16 protein-coding genes are annotated in these 25,911 nt (G+C 35.6%); 14 read left to right on the forward strand and 2 right to left on the reverse strand.

From position 1 onward, the window contains the following. Window positions 1–17: 17 nt before the first annotated feature. Complete coding sequence (locus D7004_RS04235) at window positions 18–3,011, reverse strand: SusC/RagA family TonB-linked outer membrane protein (protein WP_123204631.1); 2,994 nt, start codon at window positions 3,009–3,011, stop codon at window positions 18–20. Window positions 3,012–3,189: 178 nt separating this feature from the next. Between D7004_RS04235 and D7004_RS04240 the strand changes: the two genes are divergently transcribed. From D7004_RS04240 to D7004_RS04250, 3 genes are all read left to right on the forward strand, one after another. Next, the gene (locus tag D7004_RS04240) at window positions 3,190–3,375 is read left to right on the forward strand and encodes a CsbD family protein (RefSeq protein ID WP_109926271.1); all 186 of its coding nucleotides are present in this window, start codon (window positions 3,190–3,192) and stop codon (window positions 3,373–3,375) included. A 72-nt stretch (window positions 3,376–3,447) separates the two neighbouring features. Further along, window positions 3,448–4,500, forward strand: coding sequence for a glycoside hydrolase family 130 protein (locus tag D7004_RS04245; protein ID WP_123204632.1), 1,053 nt, complete (start codon window positions 3,448–3,450; stop codon window positions 4,498–4,500). 39 nt (window positions 4,501–4,539) lie between these two features. Continuing rightward, window positions 4,540–6,258, forward strand: coding sequence for a hypothetical protein (locus tag D7004_RS04250; protein WP_123204633.1), 1,719 nt, complete (start codon window positions 4,540–4,542; stop codon window positions 6,256–6,258). 1,291 nt (window positions 6,259–7,549) lie between these two features. Here D7004_RS04250 and D7004_RS04255 read toward each other — a convergent pair. Next, the gene (locus D7004_RS04255) at window positions 7,550–10,480 is read right to left on the reverse strand and encodes a M16 family metallopeptidase (RefSeq protein ID WP_123204634.1); all 2,931 of its coding nucleotides are present in this window, start codon (window positions 10,478–10,480) and stop codon (window positions 7,550–7,552) included. A gap of 253 nt (window positions 10,481–10,733) precedes the next feature. Here D7004_RS04255 and surE point away from each other — a divergent pair, with 253 nt between their 5' ends. From surE to D7004_RS04305, 11 genes are all read left to right on the forward strand, one after another. Beyond that, window positions 10,734–11,522, forward strand: a complete 789-nt coding sequence (surE, locus tag D7004_RS04260) for a 5'/3'-nucleotidase SurE (RefSeq protein WP_123204635.1) — start codon at window positions 10,734–10,736, stop codon at window positions 11,520–11,522. A gap of 78 nt (window positions 11,523–11,600) precedes the next feature. Further along, window positions 11,601–12,068: a PIN domain-containing protein gene (locus tag D7004_RS04265; protein ID WP_123204636.1), complete on the forward strand. Its 468-nt coding sequence runs from the start codon at window positions 11,601–11,603 to the stop codon at window positions 12,066–12,068. After that, window positions 12,052–12,216 (forward strand): hypothetical protein, encoded by a 165-nt coding sequence (locus tag D7004_RS20545; RefSeq protein ID WP_167459407.1) that lies wholly within the window; start codon window positions 12,052–12,054, stop codon window positions 12,214–12,216. The genes D7004_RS04265 and D7004_RS20545 overlap by 17 nt, the downstream gene beginning before the upstream one ends. A 67-nt stretch (window positions 12,217–12,283) precedes the next feature. Then, a complete protein-coding gene (locus tag D7004_RS04270) occupies window positions 12,284–12,556 on the forward strand; it encodes a stationary phase survival protein SurE (RefSeq protein ID WP_123204637.1) in 273 nt (90 codons plus the stop codon). A 204-nt stretch (window positions 12,557–12,760) separates the two neighbouring features. Then, the gene (gene lpxB / locus D7004_RS04275; RefSeq protein ID WP_123204638.1) at window positions 12,761–13,867 is read left to right on the forward strand and encodes a lipid-A-disaccharide synthase; all 1,107 of its coding nucleotides are present in this window, start codon (window positions 12,761–12,763) and stop codon (window positions 13,865–13,867) included. An 89-nt stretch (window positions 13,868–13,956) separates the two neighbouring features. Further along, entirely contained in the window at window positions 13,957–14,961 is a 1,005-nt protein-coding gene (locus tag D7004_RS04280) for a LacI family DNA-binding transcriptional regulator (RefSeq protein ID WP_123204639.1), read from the forward strand. A 359-nt stretch (window positions 14,962–15,320) separates the two neighbouring features. Next, window positions 15,321–18,320, forward strand: a complete 3,000-nt coding sequence (locus D7004_RS04285) for a SusC/RagA family TonB-linked outer membrane protein (RefSeq protein WP_123204640.1) — start codon at window positions 15,321–15,323, stop codon at window positions 18,318–18,320. A gap of 18 nt (window positions 18,321–18,338) precedes the next feature. Next, window positions 18,339–19,949, forward strand: coding sequence for a RagB/SusD family nutrient uptake outer membrane protein (locus D7004_RS04290; RefSeq protein WP_123204641.1), 1,611 nt, complete (start codon window positions 18,339–18,341; stop codon window positions 19,947–19,949). Window positions 19,950–20,134: 185 nt separating this feature from the next. Continuing rightward, window positions 20,135–22,582, forward strand: a complete 2,448-nt coding sequence (locus D7004_RS04295) for a glutaminase family protein (protein ID WP_123204642.1) — start codon at window positions 20,135–20,137, stop codon at window positions 22,580–22,582. Between the two features lie 14 nt (window positions 22,583–22,596). Then, entirely contained in the window at window positions 22,597–24,864 is a 2,268-nt protein-coding gene (locus D7004_RS04300; protein ID WP_123204643.1) for a GH92 family glycosyl hydrolase, read from the forward strand. A gap of 62 nt (window positions 24,865–24,926) precedes the next feature. Next, window positions 24,927–25,859 carry an ROK family protein gene (locus D7004_RS04305; RefSeq protein ID WP_123204644.1) on the forward strand — a complete coding sequence of 311 codons (933 nt, stop codon included), beginning with the start codon at window positions 24,927–24,929 and terminating at the stop codon, window positions 25,857–25,859. Window positions 25,860–25,911 lie beyond the last annotated feature (52 nt).

The raw sequence follows: 25,911 nt of genomic DNA on the forward strand, positions 1-25,911 counted from the left end.
CTAGTATTTAATAACAATTAAAATCCAACATTAACACCAAAAATGATTGTTCTTGCTTGAGGAGGTGTGTAAAAGTCGTGACCCAACTGAACGCTTCCTGCGAATGTAGTATTTACCTCAGGATCGTAGCCATTATAGCCTGTTATTGTGAATAAATTCTGAGCAGATGCATAAACGCGTAAATTCTGCAACTTGTATTTTGTGATAAATGATTTAGGTACGTTGTAGCCAAAGATTACATTTTTTACTCTCAAATAAGAACCATCCTGAATATATCTTGAGGAAGGTCGCGTTCCATTTGAAGCACCAAATCTAGGCTGAGGTATAGAAGTAATTCTGTTAGAGGTTGTCCAATAGTTCATTTGATCGATCGTTTGATTGTCGAAATAATCTCCATTTGCAGATTGGAAACCACCAGCTGCATTGTAGATATCATTTCCGGAAACGAACTGTGTTTGAATGTCTAAATCGAAATTTTTATAAGAGAACCTATTGCCAAAACCACCATAAAAATTAGGGTTAGGATCGCCAATTTTTTGATCTTTTGCACTGCTATATACATTCGTTGTTACAGTATGACTTTCATCCAGGTAATATAATGCATCACCATTATTTGCATCCACGCCAGCATAAGCCTTTCCATAAAAGTAACCATAAGGCTCACCTTCCGCAATTCTCCCGATATATCTTCCACCCGGATAAATTGGCTGACCGGCTAAACGTAGAATTTTATTTCTATTAAACGAAATATTAAAAGATGTACTCCATTTAAACTCACCTACAAAGTTTTTAGTATTTAATGAAAGTTCTAAGCCTTTGTTTTCTAAATCTCCGATGTTCTGTACAATAGAGCTAAAACCATTTGTTGCTGGAATGGGAACACTTAATAATAAATCTCTGGTTTTCTTTTTATATACCTCTACAGTTCCATTGATACGATCTGCCAATATTCCAAAATCTAAGCCAATATTAAAATTAGATGTGTTTTCCCAAGTTAAATTTGGATCTCCTAATTGATTTGGTAGAGTGCCCGCGGTTCCTGCATAATTCACGCCGCCATATAGGGTTCTTGAGGCAAAGTTTCCAATCTCCGCATTACCTGTTAAACCATAACTTGCTCTTAGTTTCAAATTACTCAACCATGTGCTTGATTTTAAGAAATCCTCTTCAGATGCAATCCAACCAATTGAAGCGGCTGGAAATGTTCCATATCTTTCGTTTGAACCAAATCTTGATGAACCATCTGTTCTAATTGAAGCACTTAATAAGTACTTATCTGCATATTTATAATTTACCCTGGCAAGATAAGATACGAATGAATATCGTGATTCAAAGGAACTACCTGCAGATATTGTAGCAGCACTAGCAATTTTTGTGAATTTATCTGATGGAAAACCCGTACCCGTCACTGTTCCATATCTTAATTCTGCTTCTTGAAAAGTAAAACCACCCAATACATTTAAGCTATGCTTTTCATTGAAAACCTTAGTATAGGTTAAGGTATTATTGGTGTTAAAATTAATGGATTTAGCATTGTAATCTGAACCATAACCTGAAGTTCCCCCACCATCTTGAGTTTTTGAACCTAAGTAAAGTTCTTCTTCAAGACTATTAAAATCAAAACCGTACTCACTTCTGAAAACTAAGTTCGGCGTTATCTTTAGGCTTGCGAAAGCAGTTGCGAAGGTTCTATAAGTAGTAGAAAGATTACTTCCATTTGCTAAATCTATCAGACCGTTATAATAAACAGTATTACTATTTAATTCTCCTGAAGCGTCATAAATTGATTGTATTGGAGGTAACGCATTCAATTGAAGTGGGTTAGAGAAAGCGTTGTCGTTGGAGACGCGATAATTATCTACCTTTGAAATGTTGATGTTTCCGCCTACAGTTAGAAGATTTGAAACCGTGTGATCTAAACTTAATCTGCCTCCTGTTCTGACATAGCGGTTACCAATTATAATGCCTTTATTGTCATTATAATTTCCTGATAGCATAAATTTAGTCTTTGCATCACCACCGTTGATATTGAGGTTATATTGTTGAGTATGACCTCTTCTAAAAGCAGCATTTGCCCAGTCGGCATCTACATTTCCATCCCAATCTGTGGTTCCTGTATAATCTTCCCAAAGTTCTGAAGAGTTACTATAACTACCACCATCATAATCAGAATTCTTAAATGACTCTTCCATCAATTGTTTGTATTGAGCCGCATTTAAAAACTGATTTTTCTTAGTCGGATCACTAAAGCCAGCATAGTAACCAAAATCAACATTAGTCTTTCCTTCTTTACCTTTTTTTGTTGTAATTAATACGACACCATTAGACGCCCTAGCTCCATAAATAGCTGCAGCTGCAGCATCTTTTAGTACTTCCATTGATTCAATATCTTCAGGGTTAATTGCAGCCAACGGATTGTCAGGCTCTGTATAGGTTCCTAAAGCATCAGTAATTACAGGCGTACCATCGATAACAAATAAGGGTTGGTTATTTGCTGATATGGAAGAAATACCCCTTACACGGATTTGTAATGCTTGTCCGAGTTTTCCACTACTAGAATTAATAAAAACGCCTGGTGCTTTTCCTTGTAAAGCACTTTCTACAGTAGCTAATGGTCTATCTTTCATATCAGCAGATGTAACTCGTGCTTGAGAGCCAGTTAAATCACGCTTTGATTGCGTTCCATAAGCTACCACAACAACATCAGTCAGTGTAGTATTTTCTTCAGCTAAACTAACGTTAACCGTAGCGCCTGTAACAGCAACTTCTTTACCAGTATAGCCAATGAAGCTAACAATTAATGTTTTGGTATTGGCAGGAACCGATAATCGGTACATACCTGCTGCATCTGTTTGTGTGCCGATTGATGGCGAACCTTTTACGGATATACTGGCGCCAGGAATTGGCTCAGCATTTGGGGTGGTTACCTTCCCGGTAATCACTTTCTCTTGTGCAAAAGCAAATGAAATTACACAGAAAGATAAAAAGAAACTTAGTAATAGTTTTTTCATGGATGTTTACTTTAAATAGGAATGAAACTTAAATGTAACACAAATAATAGCTAAAAAATAATGATGGATATTGTTTTTTGACGTTCGAAAGAATTTTATGGTATTTGAAACAATGTGTAATTATTATTTGTTGATTAATAACAAAAACAAATAGTAAAAAATATAAAACGATAGCAACATGGATAAGTTAGAATTAAAAGGCAAATGGAATGAGATAAAAGGCAAGGTAAAACAAGCCTATGCTGAATTAACTGACGATGATTTGAAACATGAGGAAGGTCAGGACGATGAGTTATTAGGGAAATTGCAACAAAAAACGGGTAAAGGAAGAGATGAATTAGTGAAATGGATTAATTCATTATAAATGAATTTATAAAGTGTAATAAAAACAGGCAATCAAATACGGTTGCCTGTTTTTGTTTAATAATAATTTTTTATGGCTGATATCGCCCAACGATTTACACAAAACCCAATTCTATCACCAAAAGATTTAATTCCTAGTCGCGAAGGTTTGGAAATTGCCTGTCTTTTGAATCCGGGAGTTTTTAGATTTGAGAATAAAATCTGGTTGCTTATCCGTGTAGCAGAACGACCTAAACAAAAGAATGGTATAATTTCATTCCCGATTTTAACAACAGATGGAATAGAGATTCTTAAGATTGAAGAAAATGATGCTGATTTAGATGCTACAGATCCAAGGGTAATTAATTACAAAGGTGCAGATTATTTAACCACGCTTTCACATCTTCGGTTGGTTTGTAGTGATGATGATTTCAATTTTTATCAACCAGAAAATTATCCTTTGTTGCAAGGCGAAGGTTTGGATGAAGTTTTTGGAATTGAAGATTGTAGGGTTTCCTTAATTGACGGTATTTTTTATTTAACTTATACTGCTGTATCAGAACATGGGGTTGGCGTTGGATTGAGAACCACATCTAATTGGAAAAGCTTTCAGAAACATGGAATGATATTACCCCCACACAATAAAGATTGTGCAATTTTTGATGAAAAAATTAATGGTAAATTTTATGCCCTGCATCGACCAAGTAGTGTAAGCTTAGGTGGTAACTACATTTGGATAGCCGAATCTTTAGATGGTATTTACTGGGGAAAGCATAAATGTATTATAAAAACACGAAAAAATAAATGGGATAGTGAACGTGTTGGGGCTGGTGCAGCACCAATTAAAACCGACAAAGGTTGGCTTGAAATTTACCATGGTGCTAACAAAGAAAATCAATATGGTTTAGGCGCATTTTTAATGGAATTGAACAATCCATCGATTATATTGGCGCAAACTGATGAACCAATAATGCTGCCGCTTGAAGAATATGAGTTACATGGTTTTTTCGGACAGGTGGTTTTTACAAATGGGCACCTAGTAAATGGTGATGAATTAACCATTTATTACGGTGCTGCAGATGAGTTTATTTGTGGCGCAAAATTTTCCATTAAAGAAATATTATCTAGATTGATACCAGTTACTTAATCTGTTTTGCCAATTGCTAACCAATAAATATCAATAATTATGAGAGAAGGTTTAAAGTTAATCCTTGCGGTATTGTTTCTGTTTATTTCTAGTTTTATTCAAGCTCAGGTTAAGCAATTAAAGCTTAATAGGGTGGAGGAAATGGCTGATGTACCGCAACCACTTCAAATTAGTGATTGGAGATTAATGGCGCAGAATTTTGATAAAACTGTTTATGATTTTAATGCTAAAGGGAATTATTGGCCGCTGGTTTGGATGGATAGCACCACCAAAAATTTTAGTCAGCCAGTAATGGGAATTTACACCGCAATTGGTGATGTTCGGCAAGGACCACAAAATAACAAAGGCATGTTTCATGAAGCTTTAGCTAATATGGGTTCTGTATTAGGTGCAACTTTAATCGGAATCGATAAAAGCAAACAAGGCAATATGAACTATGTTGCCATGCTTAAAAATTATTTCAATAGCGATACCAAATGGAATATTATGATGAATAATACTGCACCCGAAGTTGCACTTTTGGGTGGAGGTTATGGCAGAGATTGGTGGTATGATGTTTATCCTAATGTTTTGTTTTATGCCATTTGCGACAAATATCCTAACGAAAAAGATTTCGACTGGATTGCTAAAAGCATTGCCGAAAAGTTCTACAAAGCAGATTCTATTTTGAATGGCAATTACAATTATTCGTACTTTGATTATGCACAAATGAAACCGATGAACAATCAGATTTGTGCTCAACAAGATGCTGCTGCAGGGCATGCCTGGGTTTTATATGCTGCTTATAAAAAATTCGGCGATAAGCGTTACCTTAAAGGTGCAATTAGCGCTATGACTGCTTTGGAGGCAAATAAAATAAACCCAACTTACGAATTATTAATGCCTTTTGGAGCTTATCTGGCTGCAAGAATGAATGTTGAACAAGGAACTAATTTTGATGTAGAAAAACTGTTGGGCTGGACTTTCGATGGCACAGCGGTTTGCCGTGAGGGTTGGGGCGTTTTAACCGGCAAATGGAATGGATATGATATTTCTGGTGTGGTTGGCAGTACGGTAGATCATGGAGGTTATGGTTTTTTAATGAATACTTTTGATGCAGCATGGCCTTTGGTACCAATAGTGCGTTACAAACCTGCTTATGCCAATGCAATTGGTAAATGGATGCTGAATGCTGTAAATGCTTCTCGTTTTTTTTATCCTCAGTACATGCCAGCGAACAGACAAACAATTCCTCAATTTGCTGCGGTTACGAAAGGTGTAATAGCTTACGAAGGTTTTGCAAAAACATCAACTTTTGATACGCTTTATCAAACGAAGGTTGGGCCAGTTGCACAGGGCGATGGGCCAAAATGGGTGCCCGGGAAAAACCCTGAAGTATCACAGTTTAGTGTTTATGGAAGCGGACATGTAGGTGTTTTCGGCTCAATCGTTGCAAAAACTAATGTAGATGGGATCTTAAAATTAGATGTTCTTGCAACTGATTTCTATCGAAGCAAAGCTTATCCAACATACTTAATTTACAATCCATATCTGGAGAACAAAAGCGTCATCTATAAAATTAAAGGCAATAAAAAAGTAGATTTATACGACGCGATTGCACAAAAATTTATTGTTAAAAACGTTTCTACCACAACCAAAATATTGGTTGGAAACAGAAATTCTGTGCTGATTGTTGAAACACCATCAAGCAGTAAAATAACCATTGTCGGTAGAAATATGTTGGCAAACGGAATAGTAGTTGATTATCAAAGGAAATAAATACTAAGTTTCAGGTTAGTTAACGTCACCCTGAATTTATTTCAGGGTCTTTTTGGAGGAAAGATGTTGAAATAAATTCGGCGAGACGTGTTGTATGAACAATAGGGCGATAGATAGCAAATATTAAGTTTAGGAATGGAATCTGGTTATTTTAAGATCCTCCCCCTTGCCCCCTCCAGAGGGGGATACATGGTGCAGAAAGCAATGGGCAAGAAAAGATCAGCATTGCAATGTATAGTTATTGTTTAGGCTTTTAACCAACCTTTGTTTTTAAACCTGACAGGAGCGACAGCACTAGTTTTTTCTACGAGGGCTAAAGCGAATGGCAGGACTGCAGACCCCGATAAAATACTGAATGTTCATTTCCAAATATTGTAAGCTTAAATTCTAAAATCTTTGAGATGTTATTAAGAGAATAATATTAGTAAATCCTCCCCTTTGCCCCCTCCAGAGGGGATACATGGTGAGATTGCAATGTGCAAGAAAAGATCAGCATTGCAATGTATAGTTATTGTTTAGGCTTTTAACCAACCTTTGTTTTTAAACCTGACAGGAGCGACAGCACTAGTTTTTTCTACGAGGGCTAAAGCGAATGGCAGGACTGCAGACCCCGATAAAATACTGAATGTTCATTTCCAAATATTGTAAGCTTAAATTCTAAAATCTTTGAGATGTTATTAAGAGAATAATATTAGTAAATCCTCCCCCTTGCCCCCTCCAGAGGGGGATACATGGTGCAGACAGCAATGGGCAAGAAAAGATCAGCATTGCAATGTATAGTTATTGTTTAGGCTTTTAACCAACCTTTGTTTTTAAACCTGACAGGAGCGACAGCCCCGAGTTTTTCTACGAGGGCTACAGCGAATGGCAGGACTGCAGACCCCGATAAAATACTGAACGTTCATTTCCAAAAACTGTTAGCTTAAATTCTAAAATCTTTAAGATATTATTAAGAGAATAATATTAATATAAAATCCTCCCCCTTGCCCCCTCAAGAGGGGGATACATGGTGCAAATAGCAATGTGCAAGAAAAAACCAGCATTATTAAAGCTGCTTTCTTAGTTACCGTCACCCTGAATTTATTTCAGTCTTGTTTGCAGGAAAGATGCTGAAATAAATTCAGCAAGACGTGTCGTATAAGCAATACGACGATAAAACAGTAAATCCAGTAAGTTTAAGAATCGAACTCACGTTATTAAGTTTCGACTAAGAAAAAAGCAGCTTTCTATTAAAGAAAGCTGCTCTATAAGTTAAATATTTTAGGTTTTCTTACCTTCTACGTTGTATTTTTTAATACCCAAAAATTTGCTCTAATGTTAAAGTAGTTACATTTCCAAATTTTTGCATATCCTCTAATTTAACTTTCTTATCAGATGCTACAATTAAATAGGTATATGGTTTATTGGCTACTTTTTGGTCGTGGAAATTTTTGATATCGGCAAAAGTGATTGGCTTTAATGCACTGTATAAATCAATCCTTGAATCATAGTCATAACCCAATTTTTTATCTGCAAAGTAATATTGAAAGATACCGTCTTTAGTAACCCTATTCGATTCCAAATAAGTTAAAACATTAGCTTTTGCACCATCAAAAGATTTATCACTTTGTGGCAGAACATTTAGCAATTCATTCATACCGTTAACTGCGTCAGTCATTTTATCAGCTTGGCTACCAACATAAGCAATCATGCTGTATTGTCTATCTGCCTTATCTGGCATTTGGTATGTGGCATAAGTTGAATAAGCCAAAGCTTTCGATTCTCTGATGGTTTGGAAAACGATAGAGCCCATTCCGCCGCCAAAATAGTTGTTAAAAACTTCAATATTAGCCCTGTCAGCTTTATTGTATAAACCTGTATTTCTCAACCAGCGAATTTCTGATTGAACCATATCGTAATTAGCAAAATACACTTTGTTAGTATCTTGAACGGTGTAAGCATATACTTTTGCAGGTGCTGCTGGTGTAAATTCGGTAGGAAGCAAATGCTCTTTTTTCAATTCTGTTGTAAAGGCATTTACATCCTTCGGACCATAATAGGTAACTACATGTTCGTAATTGTTAAGGTTTTTCAAAAGATAAATTAAATCCTCAGCCTTCATGTTTTTAACTTCTTCGTTGGTAAGCACGTTGTTGTAAGGATTAACACTTCCGTATTGTGCGTAAGATGTTAAACCAACCATGATTTGGCCTTTGTTTAATTTATTGTTTTCCCGGCTTTTTAAAATTGTTGTTTTTAAATCTGCTAATGCTTTTTCGTTAGGTTTAACATTAGCAAAAATATGTTCAACCAAGCTTACTGCCTTATCAAAATTTTCTTGCAAGCCACTAATATTAATGGTTGTTACTTCTGTTCCAACGTTTAGGCTGTACGTACAAGCAATATTGTAAAATGCTTTGCTTATATCTTCTGCAGAATACTTATCGGTACTTAAAAATGGTAAATAACCAGCTGCGTAAGGAAGCAGTTTGTAATTATTTGCGCCGTGATTAAATCTATAAGTCATTCTGAAGATAGAATTTTCAGTGTTTTTGGTTGTTAAAACATCAGCAATACCAACTTTACCAGTGATGATATCTTTTTTGTAATCTAAAAATTTAGGTGCCATTGGTTTTGTAGGCGCATCTAAAACATTTTTTACAAAAGGAGAAGTTAAACTTCCATTGGCGTTAATTGGTGTAATGGTGGGTTTTTCTACTTTTACAATGTTTTTGTCTTCACCTTTGTGTTTAAAGCCAATTACATAATCATCTTTAAAATAAGTGTTTGCGAATGCTACCACTTGTGTTTTTGTGATTTTAGCGGTTGCTTCAATTTCACTTAGGCTTTTATCCCATTTGGTTCCTCTGTTTAAAATAAACTCATTCGATAAATTTTCAGCTCTGTTATTATTGCTATCAAAAGCCTGTAAAAAACTAAGTTTTTGATTTGCTACAATGGCTTTTAAAAGTTCATCGTCAAATTTTCCTTGTTTTAAAAGGTCTATTTGCTCTAATAATAACTTAGAAACCTGCTCTAATGATTGTCCTTGACGAGGTTGTGCCGATAAATTAAACACACCATAATCTTTCATCTGTTGGTAGCTTGCGCTTGAGCGTTGCGTTTTTTGCTGTTTATTTAAGTTAATATCAATTAAGCCAGCTTTACCATTAAACAAAATGCTTTTAATCAAATTAAGCATTATGCTATTAGGTGTGTTTTCTGCATAACCACGGTAATAAATTTCTACCATTTCTGCACTTGGGCCATAAACATCAACTTTTTGAATTTTTGTTAATGGTTTTTCTGGAGCAGGATTGTAAAGTGTTACGGGTTTTGAAACCATGTAACTGAAGGTTTTATCCACCTTTTTTATCATTTCATCAGGATTAAAATCGCCTGTGAAAATCGCTGCCATATTATTTGGCACATAATACTTGTTGTAATAATTTCTTATTTCTACAAGTGATGGGTTTTTTAAATGCTCAATTGTACCGATGGTGGTTTGCTGTCCGTAGTTGTGCGTTGGAAACAACAATGCCATCATCGCCTCATCCAATTTATTTGGATCGTTATCTAAGCCACGATTTTTTTCTTCATAAACGGCTTCTAGCTCAGTATGAAAAATGCGGAAAATAGGTTTGCGGAAACGTTCACCTTGAATGGCTAAAAATTTGTCGGTTGCGTTTGAAGGAAAGTCTTCATTATAAACAGTTTCTTCGTACCAGGTATGTGCATTTGAAGAATTACCGCCAATACCCGACATCATTTTATCGTACTCGTTTGCGATAGAAAAATTTGATGCTTCACCAGAAGTTTTATCTATTTCCTTGTAAATTTCTTTACGCTGGGCTGCATCGGTTGTTTTGTTGTACTTTTCATAAAGTGCATCGATTTTATCGAGATAAGGTTTTTCTTTTGCCCAATCTACCGTTCCGAATTTATCGGTTCCTTTAAATAAAAGATGCTCTAAATAATGCGCTAAGCCTGTGGCATTTTTTGGGTCGGTATTGCTACCAGCTCTAACACTCATGCGAAATTGAATGTTTGGCTCTTTGTTATTTGGCGATAGAATTACAGTCAGGCCATTTTTTAAGGTGTAAAAACGGGTTGAAGATGGATCATTAGTTACATATTTATAGGTGTAACCTCCAGAATTACCTGTTTTCCATTGGTAGGTTTGCGCTTTTACAAGCGAACCCGTAACCAGTAAACAGGCTAGTGTAAATAGTTTAAATTTCATTTAATTGAGTTTGGTTTGTGGCAACGAGCATGTAGGTGTAAAAAGGTTAGGGATGATTTACAAGTACAAATCGCATGTAATAAGTTATTTACCCAAATATATATGGATTATATTATCGAATGAAATAAATTTTTGATGTTGTTTATTTTATGTTTTTAAGGAGCAAATCAATCCCGGTGGTCCTTCTATTTATATTAATTGTTTTTAAATACTTCTCTAAGTGATTTTATATGATAATCTGTATTTTTACCGAATGACAAAGCAAAATACAAAACCGAATATTTTGGTGGTTAATGATGATGGTATAACAGCTACAGGAATTAAAAATCTAATGGAAGTTATGCAGGAACTTGGAAATGTGGTTGTAGTAGCACCTGATAGTCCGCAGAGTGGCATGGGACATGCAATTACCATTGGCAAACCCATTCGTTTTGATAAAGTAGATTTGTATCCAGGTGTTGAGATGTATAAATGCAGCGGTACACCGGTAGATTGCGTTAAAATTGCAGTTAATAAAATTTTTAAGGGTAAAAAACCTGATTTGTGTGTTTCGGGAATTAACCATGGCTTAAATAATTCAATCAATGTAATTTATTCAGGAACGATGTCTGCCGCTGTAGAAGGTGCAATTGAAAAAATACCTTCAGTAGGATTCTCTTTAGATGATTTTGCACAAGATGCAGATTTTAGTTATTGCAAGAAATACATTAAAACCATTTGCGAGCAGGTTTTAGAACATGGTTTACCAGAAGCGACCTTATTAAATGTAAATTTCCCAAAAGGCAATAACATTAAAGGCATAAAAATTTGTCGCCAGGCAAATGCAAAATGGGCTGAAGAATTTGAAGAAAGAACCGACCCTTATAAAAGACCATATTATTGGTTAACTGGCGTTTTTCAAAATTTTGATAAAGGTGAGGACACGGATGTTTGGGCGCTAGAACATAATTACGCATCGGTTGTGCCGGTTCAGTTTGATTTAACAGCACATCATGCCATTCCAATTTTAAACGGCTGGAGTTTTAATGAGGAAAATAATTGAAGCTAATAAACAATTTCTTGCCAGAAGTAAATGAAGTATCAAAATAACAGCGTTAACAAATATTTGTAAATTTATAAAATGATACCAAGGCTTTATTTCGATACTTCGGTTTTTGGAGGTGTGTTTGATGAAGAGTTTGAAGAAATTTCAACTTTGATTTTTGAAAAAGTAAAATTGGGGCAAATTATTTGTGTCTATTCTAATTTATCTGAAATTGAACTTCAAAGTGCTCCTGTAAAAGTCAGGAATTATTTTGCCGAACTTCCTAAAGAGTTTTTGGAGTATGTTGAAGTAACGGAAGATGCATATGAACTTGCTCAAAAGTATTTAGATGAAAAGGTGGTAGGACCAACAAGTGCAGATGATTGCAGACATATTGCCACGGCAACATTAAATAAGGTTGATTTCTTAGTGAGTTGGAATTTTAAGCACATTGTTAATGTTTTTAGGATTAGAGGCTACAATTCGATAAATTTACGTTGTGGATATTCGCAACTTGATATTCGTTCACCAAAAGAAATTGTGTACAATGAAGACGAAAAATAAGACAGAAAAATCTTTTGATACCGTAGCGGTGTTTAGAGAAATTAAGGAGCAGATAGCTAAAGAAACTGAAAAAATGACTTTTTTGGAATTTAAAAACTATATAGATAAAAAAAAATTAGAAACTGCAATCAAGCACCAAAAGTATTAAACATTTTATAGGTGCTAAAAAAGACATCAACGCTCCTGATGGTTTAAACCTAGGCTAATTTATCGCAATGATTCATCAAATAAGTAAACTAAAGGATTCTGTATGGATAGGTTTGGCAATTGGTTTAGTATTTCCGGCAATTCTTTCTATAATGGTTTGGTACATTATAAATCATGTATTTTACCTGGCAAAGGCCGATTTACTATACATCGGTGCTATTGCTATTAATGCTTACACCATGCAGTATTTTTTCAAACACTATAAAGAAAATATTGGCAGAGGCATATTGGCAGCGACATTTGTATGCGCTTTTGTCTTCTTCTATTATAAAGTTTTTTAAGATGGAAGTAATATGTAAGATGGAGAATGTAAGATGGAAGTAATATGTAAGATGGAAAATGGAAGTAATATGTAAAATGGATGATGTAACTACAACCTAACATGATATTTTCCATCTCCTATTTCCCATCTACCATCTACCATCCACCATCATCCATTTTCCATCTACCATCATTCATAATCATTAAAACATTTTCCATCAATTATGAAATACTACCTCGTAGCAGGAGAAGCATCAGGCGATTTACATGGTGCAAATTTAATGAAAGCGATAAAGGCAGAAGATAGCGGTGCTGTTTTTAGGTTTTTTGGCGGCAATAAAATGCAAGCCGAGGGTGGCCAGTTGGTTAAACATTATGCCGATATGGCGTTTATGGGTTTCACTGAAGTGTTGTTAAACCTCCAAACCATTTATAAAAATTTAAATGCGTGCAAGAACGATATCATCGATTGGAAACCCGATGTAATCATTCTGATAGATTTTCCAGGTTTTAATTTGAAAATTGCTGCATTTGCAAAAGCTAACGGAATTAAGGTTTGCTATTACATTTCGCCAAAAGTTTGGGCGTGGAATCAAAAGCGAGTACTTAAAATTAAGAAGGTTGTAGACCATATGTTCTGTATTTTACCCTTCGAAGTCGATTTTTACAAGGAATGGGGAATGGATGTAGATTACGTAGGTAATCCTTTGTTAGATGAAATCGACCAATTCCTGCCAGATGTTAATTTCAGAAAAAATAATCATTTTGGGGAAGGAAAAATCATTGCATTATTACCCGGAAGCAGAAAACAAGAAATCGAACGTTTGTTACCAGTAATGTTAAGCATTACAGAAAGTTTTCCTGATTACGAATTTGCAATTGCTGCGGCACCAACGTTTAGCGAAAACTATTACCAACAATTTATAGGCGAAAAAAAGGTTGAGCTTTTATTTGATAACACCTACAATTTGCTCCATAATGCTCATGCGGCTATCGTTGCATCGGGTACGGCTACATTAGAAACAGCTTTGTTCAAAGTGCCTCAGGTAGTTGTATATAAGGGCGGCACAGTTTCAATTGCCATTGCCAGGATGTTGGTTAAAATAAAATTTATTTCATTGGTAAACCTAATTGTAAATAAAAAAATAGTAACCGAACTCATTCAAGAAGATTGCAATACTCAAAAAGTACAATCAGAATTGGCTTTAATTGTAGATGGCAAAAGCCGAGTTGAAATGTTATCCAACTACGATGAATTACTATCGCTTATGGGAACGCCTGGAGCATCGGCAAAAACGGCAAAACTTATACTAAATTATTTAAAAGCTTAAAGCCATTAGTATAGCAGAAATGAGCTGGTATCTTAAATCTCGATTTTTTGGTTAGTTTTGGCTTTGTTCATAATTAATTAATCTGTACGATGAAAGCCCTCTCCATTAAAGACATCGCCGTTAAAGCAAATGTTTCTATCACAACAGTTTCCTTTATTATTAATGGTAAGGCGAAAGAAAAATCTATAAGCGAGGCTGTAATCGAAAAGGTAGAAAAAATTATACAAGAAAGCGGTTATAAACCCAATCAGATAGCCAGGAGTTTAAGGACAGGAAATTCTAATATTATCGGTTTAATAGTAGAAGATATTTCAAATTCATTTTTTGCCAAAATAGCAAGGCTGATAGAAGACAAAGCTTACAAACGAGGCTATAAAATCATCTATTCGAGTACAGAAAATAGCGTTGAGAAGGCTCAGGAGCTGATAAATATGTTCAAAACGCGAAAGGTTGATGCTTATATCATTTCGCCAATTAAAGGTATCGAAGAAGATATTCGAATGCTATTAAGCGATGATAAACCTGTTATATTGTTTGATAGAAATTTGGCTGATGTTGATGTTAACTACGTTGGGGCCAATCATTTTAATGCGTCTTACCAATCTATAGAAAGTTTTGTAGCACAAGGCAAAAAGAATATCGCCTTGGTTACGACAGATATTGATGTAGAACAAATTACTGAGCGTTTTGATGGTTACAAGAAAGCCTTGCTAGATAATGGATTGGCTTACAACGACGAATTGGTGTTGAAAATTCATTTCAATCAGGATGAAGAAACAACCATAAACCAAATCAAAAATTTATTTAATACTCAAAAAATAGATGCAGTTCTTTTTGCCACCAACTACCTTGCTATAAGCGGCTTAAAAGTGCTGAAACAAATAAAAAAGAAAATAGGCTCCGAATTTTCTGTTATTGCGTATGATGATCACGAAGCTTTCGAATTGCATACTCCAGGTATATCAACTGTACAGCAGCCATTAGAAGATATTGCCGAAACGGTTATTAAGCTGTTATTAAATCAGTTATCATCCAAAACTAAAATCCCTAACCAACAGGTTATTATCCCAGCCACACTTATTATCAGAGATTAAATTTATAACAAGTTGTTTTAGTGTAACGTTATTTTTACAGGTAAGTCGTTTTATTAAATAAAATATTATCTAATATTGATGTAGTAAAACGTTTTACCATAACCAAATTTATTTATGAGACTTTCGCAGGACCCTAACTGCATGTTATGTAGGCATTTTATTTACCTACAAGTATCTGCCAAATCTTTGCGTACAACTAAGAAACCAACTAATAATTTCTAAAAAATATATTTAAAAACGATAAACTTTTGTCGTTTAGTAAATCGATTTAAATAGTATCAGAGCATTTAAATGGAATAAAATAAGAGTAATAAAAAACTAATTATAACTAATCAATTTAAAATTTAACAAAACCGCTAATGAAAATTAATTTACTCAAAATTACGGGGCTATCTGCTGCAATTATATTGCTAAATGGTCCTGCGTTTTCAATGAATTCGGAGTGGGAAGGGGCGAGTGGATTCTTGAAGGGGAACAAGCTGTGGCAGCAAGTTCAAACGCAAAAAGTGATTACCGGAACGGTGGTTGATGATAAGAACTCTCCAGCACCGGGTGTTAGTATCAAAAATCAAACTTCTGGCAAAACAACTGTTTCCGATGGAAACGGAAAGTTCAGTATCGAAGCTAATGTAGGTGATATCCTGTCATTTGCTTTTATCGGCTACGGAACTCAGAATGTAACTGTTGGTGCGCAAAATTCTTTAAGCATTAAATTGGCCGTATCGGCAGATACTAAATTAGATGATGTTGTAGTTGTAGGTTATGGTACACAAAAGAGGGGTGAAATTACTTCCGCGGTTGCGACTGTTAAGAGCGAAGATTTTAATCAGGGAGGTTCTAGAAGTCCTTTAGATTTAATTCAAGGCAAGGTTGCTGGTTTGAGTATTACACGTACAGGTGGCAATAACCCTAATTCCAGCGCTGCTGTACAGTTAAGAGGTATTGTTTCCATTACCGGTTCTGCAACACCATTAATTGTAATAGATGGCATACCCGGTGGCAACCTAGATTTATTACAGCAAGATGATATCGAATCGTTTGATGTTTTAAAGGATGGTTCTGCGGCAGCAATTTATGGCACACGTGCTAATGCAGGTGTAATCTTAATCACCACGAAAAAAGGTAAAGGTGGCGATCCAACGTATGATTACAACACCTACTTTTCGAGAGATTATGTTGCAAAAAAGCCAGACTTTTTAACAGCTGAAGAGTTTATTGCTCGCTCTCCTTCAAATAATTTGGGCGCAAATACTGATATGTACGATTTATTGTTGAATAAGGAGAACATTACTCAGTATCACAATTTTGCTGCTACCGGCGGTACGCCAAAGTCAAATTACAGAGCCAGTTTATTTTACAATGATTTACAAGGTATATCTAAAGAAAATGGTCGTAAAAACTATGGTGCGAGATTAAATTTAAATCAGAAAGGCTTGAAAGACCGGCTATCTATGCAAACCAATTTGGCTGCCAACTTTAATAACGCAAATCTTCTAGGTGGTTCAGATGGGGATTTTGAACAATCCGTTCAAAGAAATCCTACTGCTCCAGTATATAATCCTGATCGCTCGTTCACTCAAACTACAGCTTTTAATAACTATAATCCTCTTGCTAGAATCACACAAGAGTTAAGTAAGAGGGATCAGCAAACTTTTTCTGGAGATACCAAATTTACTTTAGAGGTTATTGATGGATTAAAAATTTCTGCTTTTGGTGCATTAATCAGAGATACATATAACGATAGGTCTTACAGAGATAGAGCATCTTATTCTTCGAATCAAACCTATCAGGGAACTGGTTATGCTTCTAAAGCCAACCGACAAGATAAAACTTACACTTTCGAAAGTACAATAGACTACAATAAAGTATTCAATAACGACCATTCAATATCAGCTGTGGTGGGCTATAGTTATCAATATTTTACAAGAGAAGATTTCAACTTAAACAATTCAGGTTTCATTACCGATGCTTTTCAAGACTGGAACATTGGTGCAGGTAATGCCATTACAAATGTAACATTACCTAGGCCCGGAATCGGATCTTTTAAGGAAGATAATACTTTAATTTCATTGTTAGGTAGGGTTAATTATGCCTATCAAGGGAAATACTTGCTTTCTGTTTCTGCAAGAAGGGAGGGTTCATCAAGATTTGGTGCAAATAATAAATGGGGAACATTTCCAGCTGCTTCAATAGGTTGGGTTATTACCAAAGAAAGCTTCATGGAGCAGTTTAAGTGGGTAAATAATTTAAAAGTAAGAGCTGGATATGGCGTAACAGGTAATCAAGGCATTCCTAATTACCAATCATTAATTACATTAAGTACAGGCGGACCTTATTTGCAAGACGGAAAATGGGTTCAAACCTATGGCCCTTCAAGAAACCCAAATCCGGATCTTAGATGGGAAAAGAAAAAAGAATTTAACATTGGTTTAGAATTTGGATTCTTAAATAACCGATTAGGTGGTTCAATTGATTATTATACACGTAAAACAACCGATTTACTTTTAAGTTACAATGCCCAGGTACCGGCATTTGTTAACAGTACAATTTACACCAACGTAGGTAGTATATCTAACAAAGGTTTGGAAATTGCCATTAATGCGATTCCTATACAAACAAAGGATTTCCAGTGGAGTACCGATGTTTTATTTAGTACCAACGAAAATAATTTATCTTCTCTTTCAAACGATGTATTTAAAGCAACTTTCTTAGAGTACGGAGGCTTGCCTTCTCCAGGAAATTTAGGTAATACAATTAGGGCCGTTGAAGGTCAACCGTTAGGAAATTTTTACGGTAGAAGATTTGCTGGTATTGATGCGTTGGGTAAATGGCAGTTTTATAAAAAAGATGGTTCAATAACAAACTCTGCCGGAATAAATAACGAAGATTTGACGGTAATTGGTAATGGTATCCCGAAGTACTACGCTTCAATGTCTAACACTTTCAAATACAAAAATCTCGATTTAACCATTTTCTTTAGAGGTAAATTTGGTTACGATATTTTAAACGTACAGGATATGTTTTTCGGAAATATAGCTTGGTTGCCGAACAATGTATTAAGATCTGCAATTGATAAAAATGCAGCCCTTAAGGATTCACCTCAATTTTCGGATTATTACTTAGAGAGTGGAAATTTTGTAAAACTTGATAACATCACATTAGGCTATAATTTCAAATTAAAAACGAGCTACATTCGTAATTTAAGATTATATGCATCTGGTCGGAATATCGCAACGTTTACAAACTATTCAGGCCTGGATCCAGAACTTCAGGATACTGGTTTAACCGTAGGTATTGATAACAGAGGTTTCTACCCTCGTACAAAAACATATACCCTTGGATTACAAGTTGGATTCTAATTATAAAATAATTTAAAAATGAAAAAATTTATATTATATGCATCTTTATTAGGTGTGATTACACTAGGCTCCTGCACTAAGCTGGATGAAAACGTGTATAATTCTATTATTGCAACCAATTTTTATAATAATAGAACGGAGGTAATGGCAGCAGTACTTAGACCTTTCACTCATGCAAGTGCATGGGTAAGTTTTATGGATAATAATAACTACTGGAGACTTAATGAACTAACTGCAGATCAGGTTGCCTGGCCACAAAAAGGCAGGCATGGCTATGATGGGGCGCAATGGATTCGCTTGCATAACCACGAATGGACTGTAACTGATAATACCATTAAAGGACCATGGGATTTAATTTGGCAAGGTATCGGATTTTGTAATAACACTATCCAGGATTTAGAAAAAGTTGATTTCGTTAAAATTGGAATGACAGCTGACGAAAAGACTTCAATAATTGCCGAAACTAAAGTATTAAGGGCCTGGCATTATCTTAAACTGATAGATATTTATGGCAATATTCCAATTGTTACTACAGTTGGTACACCATTAAACCCGCCAACTAAAACCCGAAAAGAAGTTTTTGATTTTATTGAAAAAGAAATCAAAGATAATGTTGAATTATTGAAACCATTATCAGCCAATTTAGTAGGCCGTGTAAGCAAAGCAGCAGGTTATGCCATGCTTTCGGAGCTATATTTAAATGCCGAAGTTTGGACCGGAACTCCTCGTTGGGATGATTGTATTGCTGCAAGTGATAAAATTATTAGTGGACAAACCGGAGGCTTGAACGGGAATGCTGATTTAGATCCGGACATTTATGCACCTTTCGGTGTTTCAAATGATAAATCAAAAGAAAATTTATTTCAAATTGCTTACGATTTTAAAGCTGCTGATTGGAGATTAGGTTTTGAAGGTTTGTTCTGGCACTACAATCAAAAACAAATTAATGGAACAGATAGAAACGGTAATAACGCTGTGGTTGTTGTTCCATCTGCATTTGATGCTTATAAAGATACTGATTTAAGAAAGCAGAAATGGTTTTTGATAGGTACACAATATAAGTATGGAAGCACAACCGACCCAGTTTTAGGTACAGAAGAGTATAATAATAAGCCACTTGTTTTTGTTAAAGAAATCAGGAGAAATAGTGAAGGCGAAACAGGAGAAGGCGGAATGACCAGGGGCGAAGAGAATAGCGGCGCACGTTTTAATAAATATCAGGTTGGTTTGCCAACTGATGCCAGTTATTGGGCAAATGATTTTGTTCTTTATCGTATCACTGAGACCTATTATAATAAAGCAGAAGCTTTAATGCGTAAAAATGGAAATGTCGCGACACAAGAAGTTGTTGATTTAATTAACAAATGTATTGTCAGACGCTTTTCATCAGCTGACTATGCTGTAAACAGATACACAATTGCAACATTAACACCTGATGAATTTTTGGCAGAAAGAGGGCGTGAATTTGTTTTTGAAGGTAAACGTAGAGAAGATATGGTTAGGTTTGGTAAATTCACAACCAATACCTGGTGGGATCATAAACCTACAACCGCAACAAAAGCTTTATTTCCAATTCCAAGCTCGCAAATTGCAATCAATCCGGGAATTAAACAAAACCCGGGCTACTAGTTAAAATGTTTATAAAAAAGGTGCTCAATACGAGCACCTTTTTTATTTCTCAAAACCATTTGTAACTCACAAATTACAACTCATAGCATTTTCCTAAACCCATTTTTGCTAATATTGAATATTGGTAAATCGTTTTACCAATTGATACCAAACTAATCTAAAATCTAAGCTTCAAATCATTATTTATGAAAAAATACTACTCATTTCTGATATTAAGCTTCCTAACCACATTTCAACTTTATGCTCAGGATAAAGCCCCTGCATATCCGCTCATTACGCATGATACATACTTTAGCATCTGGTCTTTCGGAGATGAACTAAATCAATCTGTTACAAAACACTGGACAGGTAAAAATCAATCTTTAACTGGTGTTTTAAAAGTTGATGATAAGTTTTATCGCTTCCTAGGTGCCGAATCAAAAACATACAAAACAATACTTCCGGCAGCTGATGAAGCAGCTTACCAGGCAAATTATACATTCGATAAACCCAGTGAAAATTGGTTTACAAATTCTTTTAATGATGCCAACTGGCAAAAAGGAACAGCGCCATTTGGCGATGATAAATTGGCTAAAACCAAGTGGGATAGCAACGATTTATATTACAGAAGAAAATTCTCTATCGCTAAATTATCTGCGGTAAAAAAATATTTAAAGCTTAACCATGATGATGATGTTGATGTAACCATAAATGGTAAATCAATTTATAAAAAAACAGGTTGGGTACACGAGTACATTTACATTCCTATTGAAGAAGGAGTTTTAAAAGCCGGCGAAAACTTGTTGGCCATTCACGTAAAAAACACCGCTGGTGGAAGATACCTGGATGCCGGAATCGTTGAAGAAGTACCTCAAAAATCATCTGTTGGTTTGGCTAAACAAAACCATGTAAAGGTTGAAGCCACATCTACCAAATACAATTTCACCTGTGGTGAAATGGATTTGGATGTTACGTTTACGTCTCCTTTGCTATTAACTGATATCAAACTTACCGCCCGGCCAATCAGCTATATCAGCTATGCAGTAAAATCTAAAGATGGTAAAGCACACAAAGTCGATTTGTATTTTAGTGCATCAACTAATATCGCTGTAAATACGCCAGATCAGGAAGTTACAGCCAGGAAAAGTAACGTGAGTAATCTTTCTATTTTAAGCGCCGGAACAACAGAGCAACCGGTTTTGCAGAAAAAGGGCGACGATATAAGAATAGACTGGGGATATTTGTACGTTGCTGTTCCTGAGAAATTTAAAGCAACTCAATATATTACAAAGCAGACCGAAAGTTTGGCTGGTTTTTTAAATGGAAAATATGCTAAAACTGCTGATGCTGCGAATGGAAAAGAACTAAACCTTAGCAGTGTTATACCTTTCGGCTCAGTTACATCAAATCCGGTAGAAAAATATTTAATGATGGGTTATGATGATCTTAAATCTGTTGAATATTTTGGAACACAGCTGCTTCCTATTTGGAAAAAACCGGGTGAGCAGTTTGAAATACAATTGGCAAATGCAGAAAAGGATTATGCATCCATTATAAAAAAAAGCAGCGAATTTAATGCACAACTATATGCTGATGCGGAGAAAGCTGGTGGTAAAGAATATGCAGGGCTATGTGAATTAGCGTATCGCCAAAGCATTGCCGCCCATAAAATTGCTTATGCGCCAAATGGCGATATTTTATTTCTATCTAAAGAAAACTTTAGTGGTGGTTTTATTAATACTGTTGATGTTACTTATCCATCTGCTCCCCAATATCTATTGTACAATCCAGAATTGTTAACTGGAATGCTAAACGGAATTTTCTTTTACTCTGAAAGTGGTAAATGGAAGAAACCTTATCCGGCACACGATTTAGGAACTTATCCTTTTGCAAATGGCCAAACTTATGGCGAAGATATGCCGGTTGAGGAGGCAGGAAATATGATTATTTTGACTGCTGCAATTGCTAAAGCGCAAGGCAATGCAAAATATGCCGAGAAACATTGGCCTACGATGTCCATCTGGGCAAATTATTTATCTAAAGAAGGTTTTGATCCAGCCAACCAATTGTGTACCGATGATTTTGCTGGTCATCTTGCCAGAAATGCAAATTTATCGGTAAAAGCGATTGTGGCACTTGGTGCTTATGCACAATTGGCACAACAACTTGGTAAAACAGATGAAGCTTCGAAGTATAGAAATATTGCTTTAGATATGGCGAAAAAGTGGCAGCAAATGGCAAATGATGGTGATCATTTCGCCTTAACCTTTAATGATAAGAATACCTGGAGCCAGAAATATAACCTCGTTTGGGATAAATTGTTAGGACTAAAACTTTTCCCTGAAACTGTTTATAAAAAGGAAATTAATTATTACTTAACTAAGCAAAATGCTTTTGGTTTACCATTGGATAGTCGTAAAACTTACACCAAATCTGATTGGATTATGTGGACGGCAACGCTTGCAGATAATCAGGCTGATTTTCAAAAGTTTGTTAAGCCGATTTACAAGTTTGCAAATGAAACCGAGAGCAGAGTACCACTTAACGATTGGCATGAAACAACAACTGGTGCTAAAGTTGGTTTTCAGGCCAGGAGTGTAGTTGGTGGATATTTTATAAAGTTATTGGCTGATAAGTGGGGTGTTAAAAATTAAAGTCAGCCCGTAAAATGGAATTTAAAAATACCTTCATTGTTGTTTTCTGCATGCTGAGCATTAATGTGTTTGCACAACAAACCGATTTGGTTCAGTATGTTAATACTTTGCAGGGTACGAATTCTAAGCATGAATTAACCCGGGGAAATACTTATCCAACAACAGCTTTACCTTTTGGAATGCACACCTGGACACCACAAACCGGAAAAAATGGTGATGGTTGGAAATATCAATATTTTAAGGATGCAATTCGTGGTTTTCAACAAGCGCATCAATGCAGCTCGTGGACTCGCGATTACGCGGTTTTTTCTTTGATGCCCATGATAGATAATCTGGTTGTTGATGAAAACCTGCGTGAAGCTAAGTTTAGCCATACCAACGAAATTGCCAAGCCAAATTACTATAAAGTAAAGTTCGATAATCAGATAACAACAGAAATTTCTCCTGTAGAACGTGGTGCACACATTCGTTTCTCTTATCCGAAAGGGAAAAAAAGCTACCTGATTTTAGATGGATATATCCGCACCAGCGGCGTTAAAATTTATCCGAAAGAAAATAAAATTACCGGTTATGTAAGTAACGGCCAAGGATTTAAAAAAGAATGGAAAAGCTATTTCGTTATTCAATTCGATAAGCCGATAAAATCTTACGGAACTTGGGAAAATAAAAACAATGTACTTAATGCAGATTCTGTAATTGCGGAAGGATTTGGCAAAGGTGCTTATGTCGAATTTAAAGCAGGTACAAATGTTCAGGTAAAAACTGCATCATCTTATATCAGTTTAGAACAAGCAGAACTAAATTTAAAAAACGAATTAGGTAATGACCAAACTTTAGAACAAACGAAAACTAAAGCTGCAGCAGTTTGGAATAAATCTTTAGGTAAAATCTTAGTTGAAGGTGGATCTAAAGCAGATAAAGAAACTTTCTATTCTTGTTTTTTCAGAGCCAGTCTTTTCTCCAGAAAATTTTATGAGTTAAATGCTGAAGGAAAACCTTATTATTTTAGTCCCTACGATGGTAAAGTTCATCCAGGATATATGTTTACGGATACCGGTTTTTGGGATACATTTCGGGCGCAATTTCCGCTAAACACATTGGTACAGCCAGAAATGCATGGGCAATATATGCAGGCGATGTTAGATGCTTACAAACAATGCGGCTGGTTGCCATCATGGTCTTTTCCTAGTGAGGGTGGAAGTATGATTGGAAATCATGCAATTTCTCTTTTTGCTGATGCATGGGCAAAAGGCATCAAAACTTTCGATCCGGAAGAAGCATTAGAAGGTTACCTTCACGAAGTAACAAATAAAGGGCCATGGGGACCGGCAAATGGCAGAGATGGTTTTAAAGAATACAATGAACTGGGTTATGTTCCTTACCCGAAATACCGTGAAGCTACTGCCAAAACTTTAGAATATGCTTATGATGATTACTGTGCATATCAATTGGCAAAAATGACCGGGAATAAAAAATACATGGATATTTTTGAAGATAAAATGTACAATTATCGAAACGTGTATGATGCCTCATCAAGATTTATGCGAGGTAGGGATATTAATGGAAACTGGTCGCCAAATTTTGACCCAATAGAATGGGGTGGGCCATTTACCGAAGGGAATGCGTGGCATTGGCAATGGTCGGTTTTTCAAGATACCAAAGGTTTGATTAATTTAATGGGTGGGAATAAAAACTTTGTAGCAAAACTGGATTCAGTTTTCACTGAGCCGAATAAAGTTAAAGTTGGAACTTATGGCGGTATGATTCACGAAATGACCGAAATGGTTATGGCAAATTTAGGGCAATACGCTCATGGAAATCAACCCATTCAACACATGATTTACCTTTATAATTATGCAAACGAGCCATGGAAAGCTCAGTTTCATGCTCGAAATGTCATGACAAAATTATACAACGCTACAGAAAATGGCTATCCTGGTGATGAAGACCAGGGGCAAACCTCTTCATGGTATGTTCTTAGCGCATTAGGTTTCTACAGTGTAACACCTGGAAGTGGCGAATATGTTTTCGGCAGTCCGATGTTTAATAAAATTACAATTAATTTAGGCGGTTCAAGAAAATTTGTAATAGAAGCTTCATCGAACAGCTCGACAAATATTTACATAAAGTCGGCAACTTTGAACGGAAATAACTATACTCGCAACTTTTTATCGCATAGCGATATTGTTAAAGGTGGTACGCTTAAATTAGAAATGGATAGCAAGCCAAATTTTAGTAGAGGACAATTAGAAGGAGATAAACCATTTTCTTTAAGCAAATAAATGCAATGCCTGAGGTGATTTGGGATATTGCGGGGAGTAATTATTAAGACAAGATAGATACAATGGAAAAACCTGTTGCATTAGGTGTAGACATAGGTGGCTCGCACATCACGGCGGCGTTAGTAGATTTAGAAACTAGAACAATCGTTCACAATTCCATTGAACGTAATGCAATAGATTCGCAGGAAAGTAAAGAAGTAATATTGACCGCTTGGTGTGAAATTATAACCAAGGCTTTTGAAAAATCACCAAGTGATGTTAAGTTAATTGGAATTGCCATGCCAGGTCCGTTTGATTATGAACAAGGCATATCACTAATAAAAGATCAAGATAAATTTAAAGCGCTTTATGGTGTAAACATTAAAGATGAACTATCTAAAAGATTAAACATTGATGCTGCAAACATTCAATTTATTAATGATGCTGCAGGTTTTTTACAAGGTGAAGTTTTTGGTGGAGCCGGTCGTGGTAATTCAAATGTTTTGGGTTTAACACTTGGCACCGGACTGGGTTCGGCCTATTGCGTAGGTGGCGTGGCAAAAGATGCTGATTTATGGAATTCACCATTTTTAAATGGCATTGCCGAAGATTATTTATCAACCCGATGGTTTGTAAAACGTTACCAGCAACTTAGTAATAATACTGTTGCAGGTGTAAAAGAATTAACGGCTTTAACAGCTACTGATTATTCTGCCACCAGAGTTTTTATGGAGTTTGGGTATAATCTAGCCCAGTTTTTAATGCCGGTTATCAAAAAAAACAAATCCGATGTGGTAATTATTGGTGGTAATATATCAGGTGCATTTGCTGCATTTTCTCCCGAATTAATTGCAACTTTAAAGGGCAATGCAATTGATGCAGATATTAGGGTAACGAAGCTAAAAGAACATGCAGCACTGATTGGTGCGGCAAGCTGTTGCGATGTAACTTTCCGCCATGAAAATACTACCGAAAGTTTAGGCAATGAGGTAAAAAGTTTTATTAATAAAGGGTAAAACCTTTTTTTTAAATAGATTGGTAAAACCATTTAGTAGTTAATTAAAATCA

It is taken from the genome of Pedobacter jejuensis (genome assembly GCF_003725795.1).
Taxonomy (GTDB): Bacteria; Bacteroidota; Bacteroidia; order Sphingobacteriales; family Sphingobacteriaceae; genus Pedobacter; species Pedobacter jejuensis.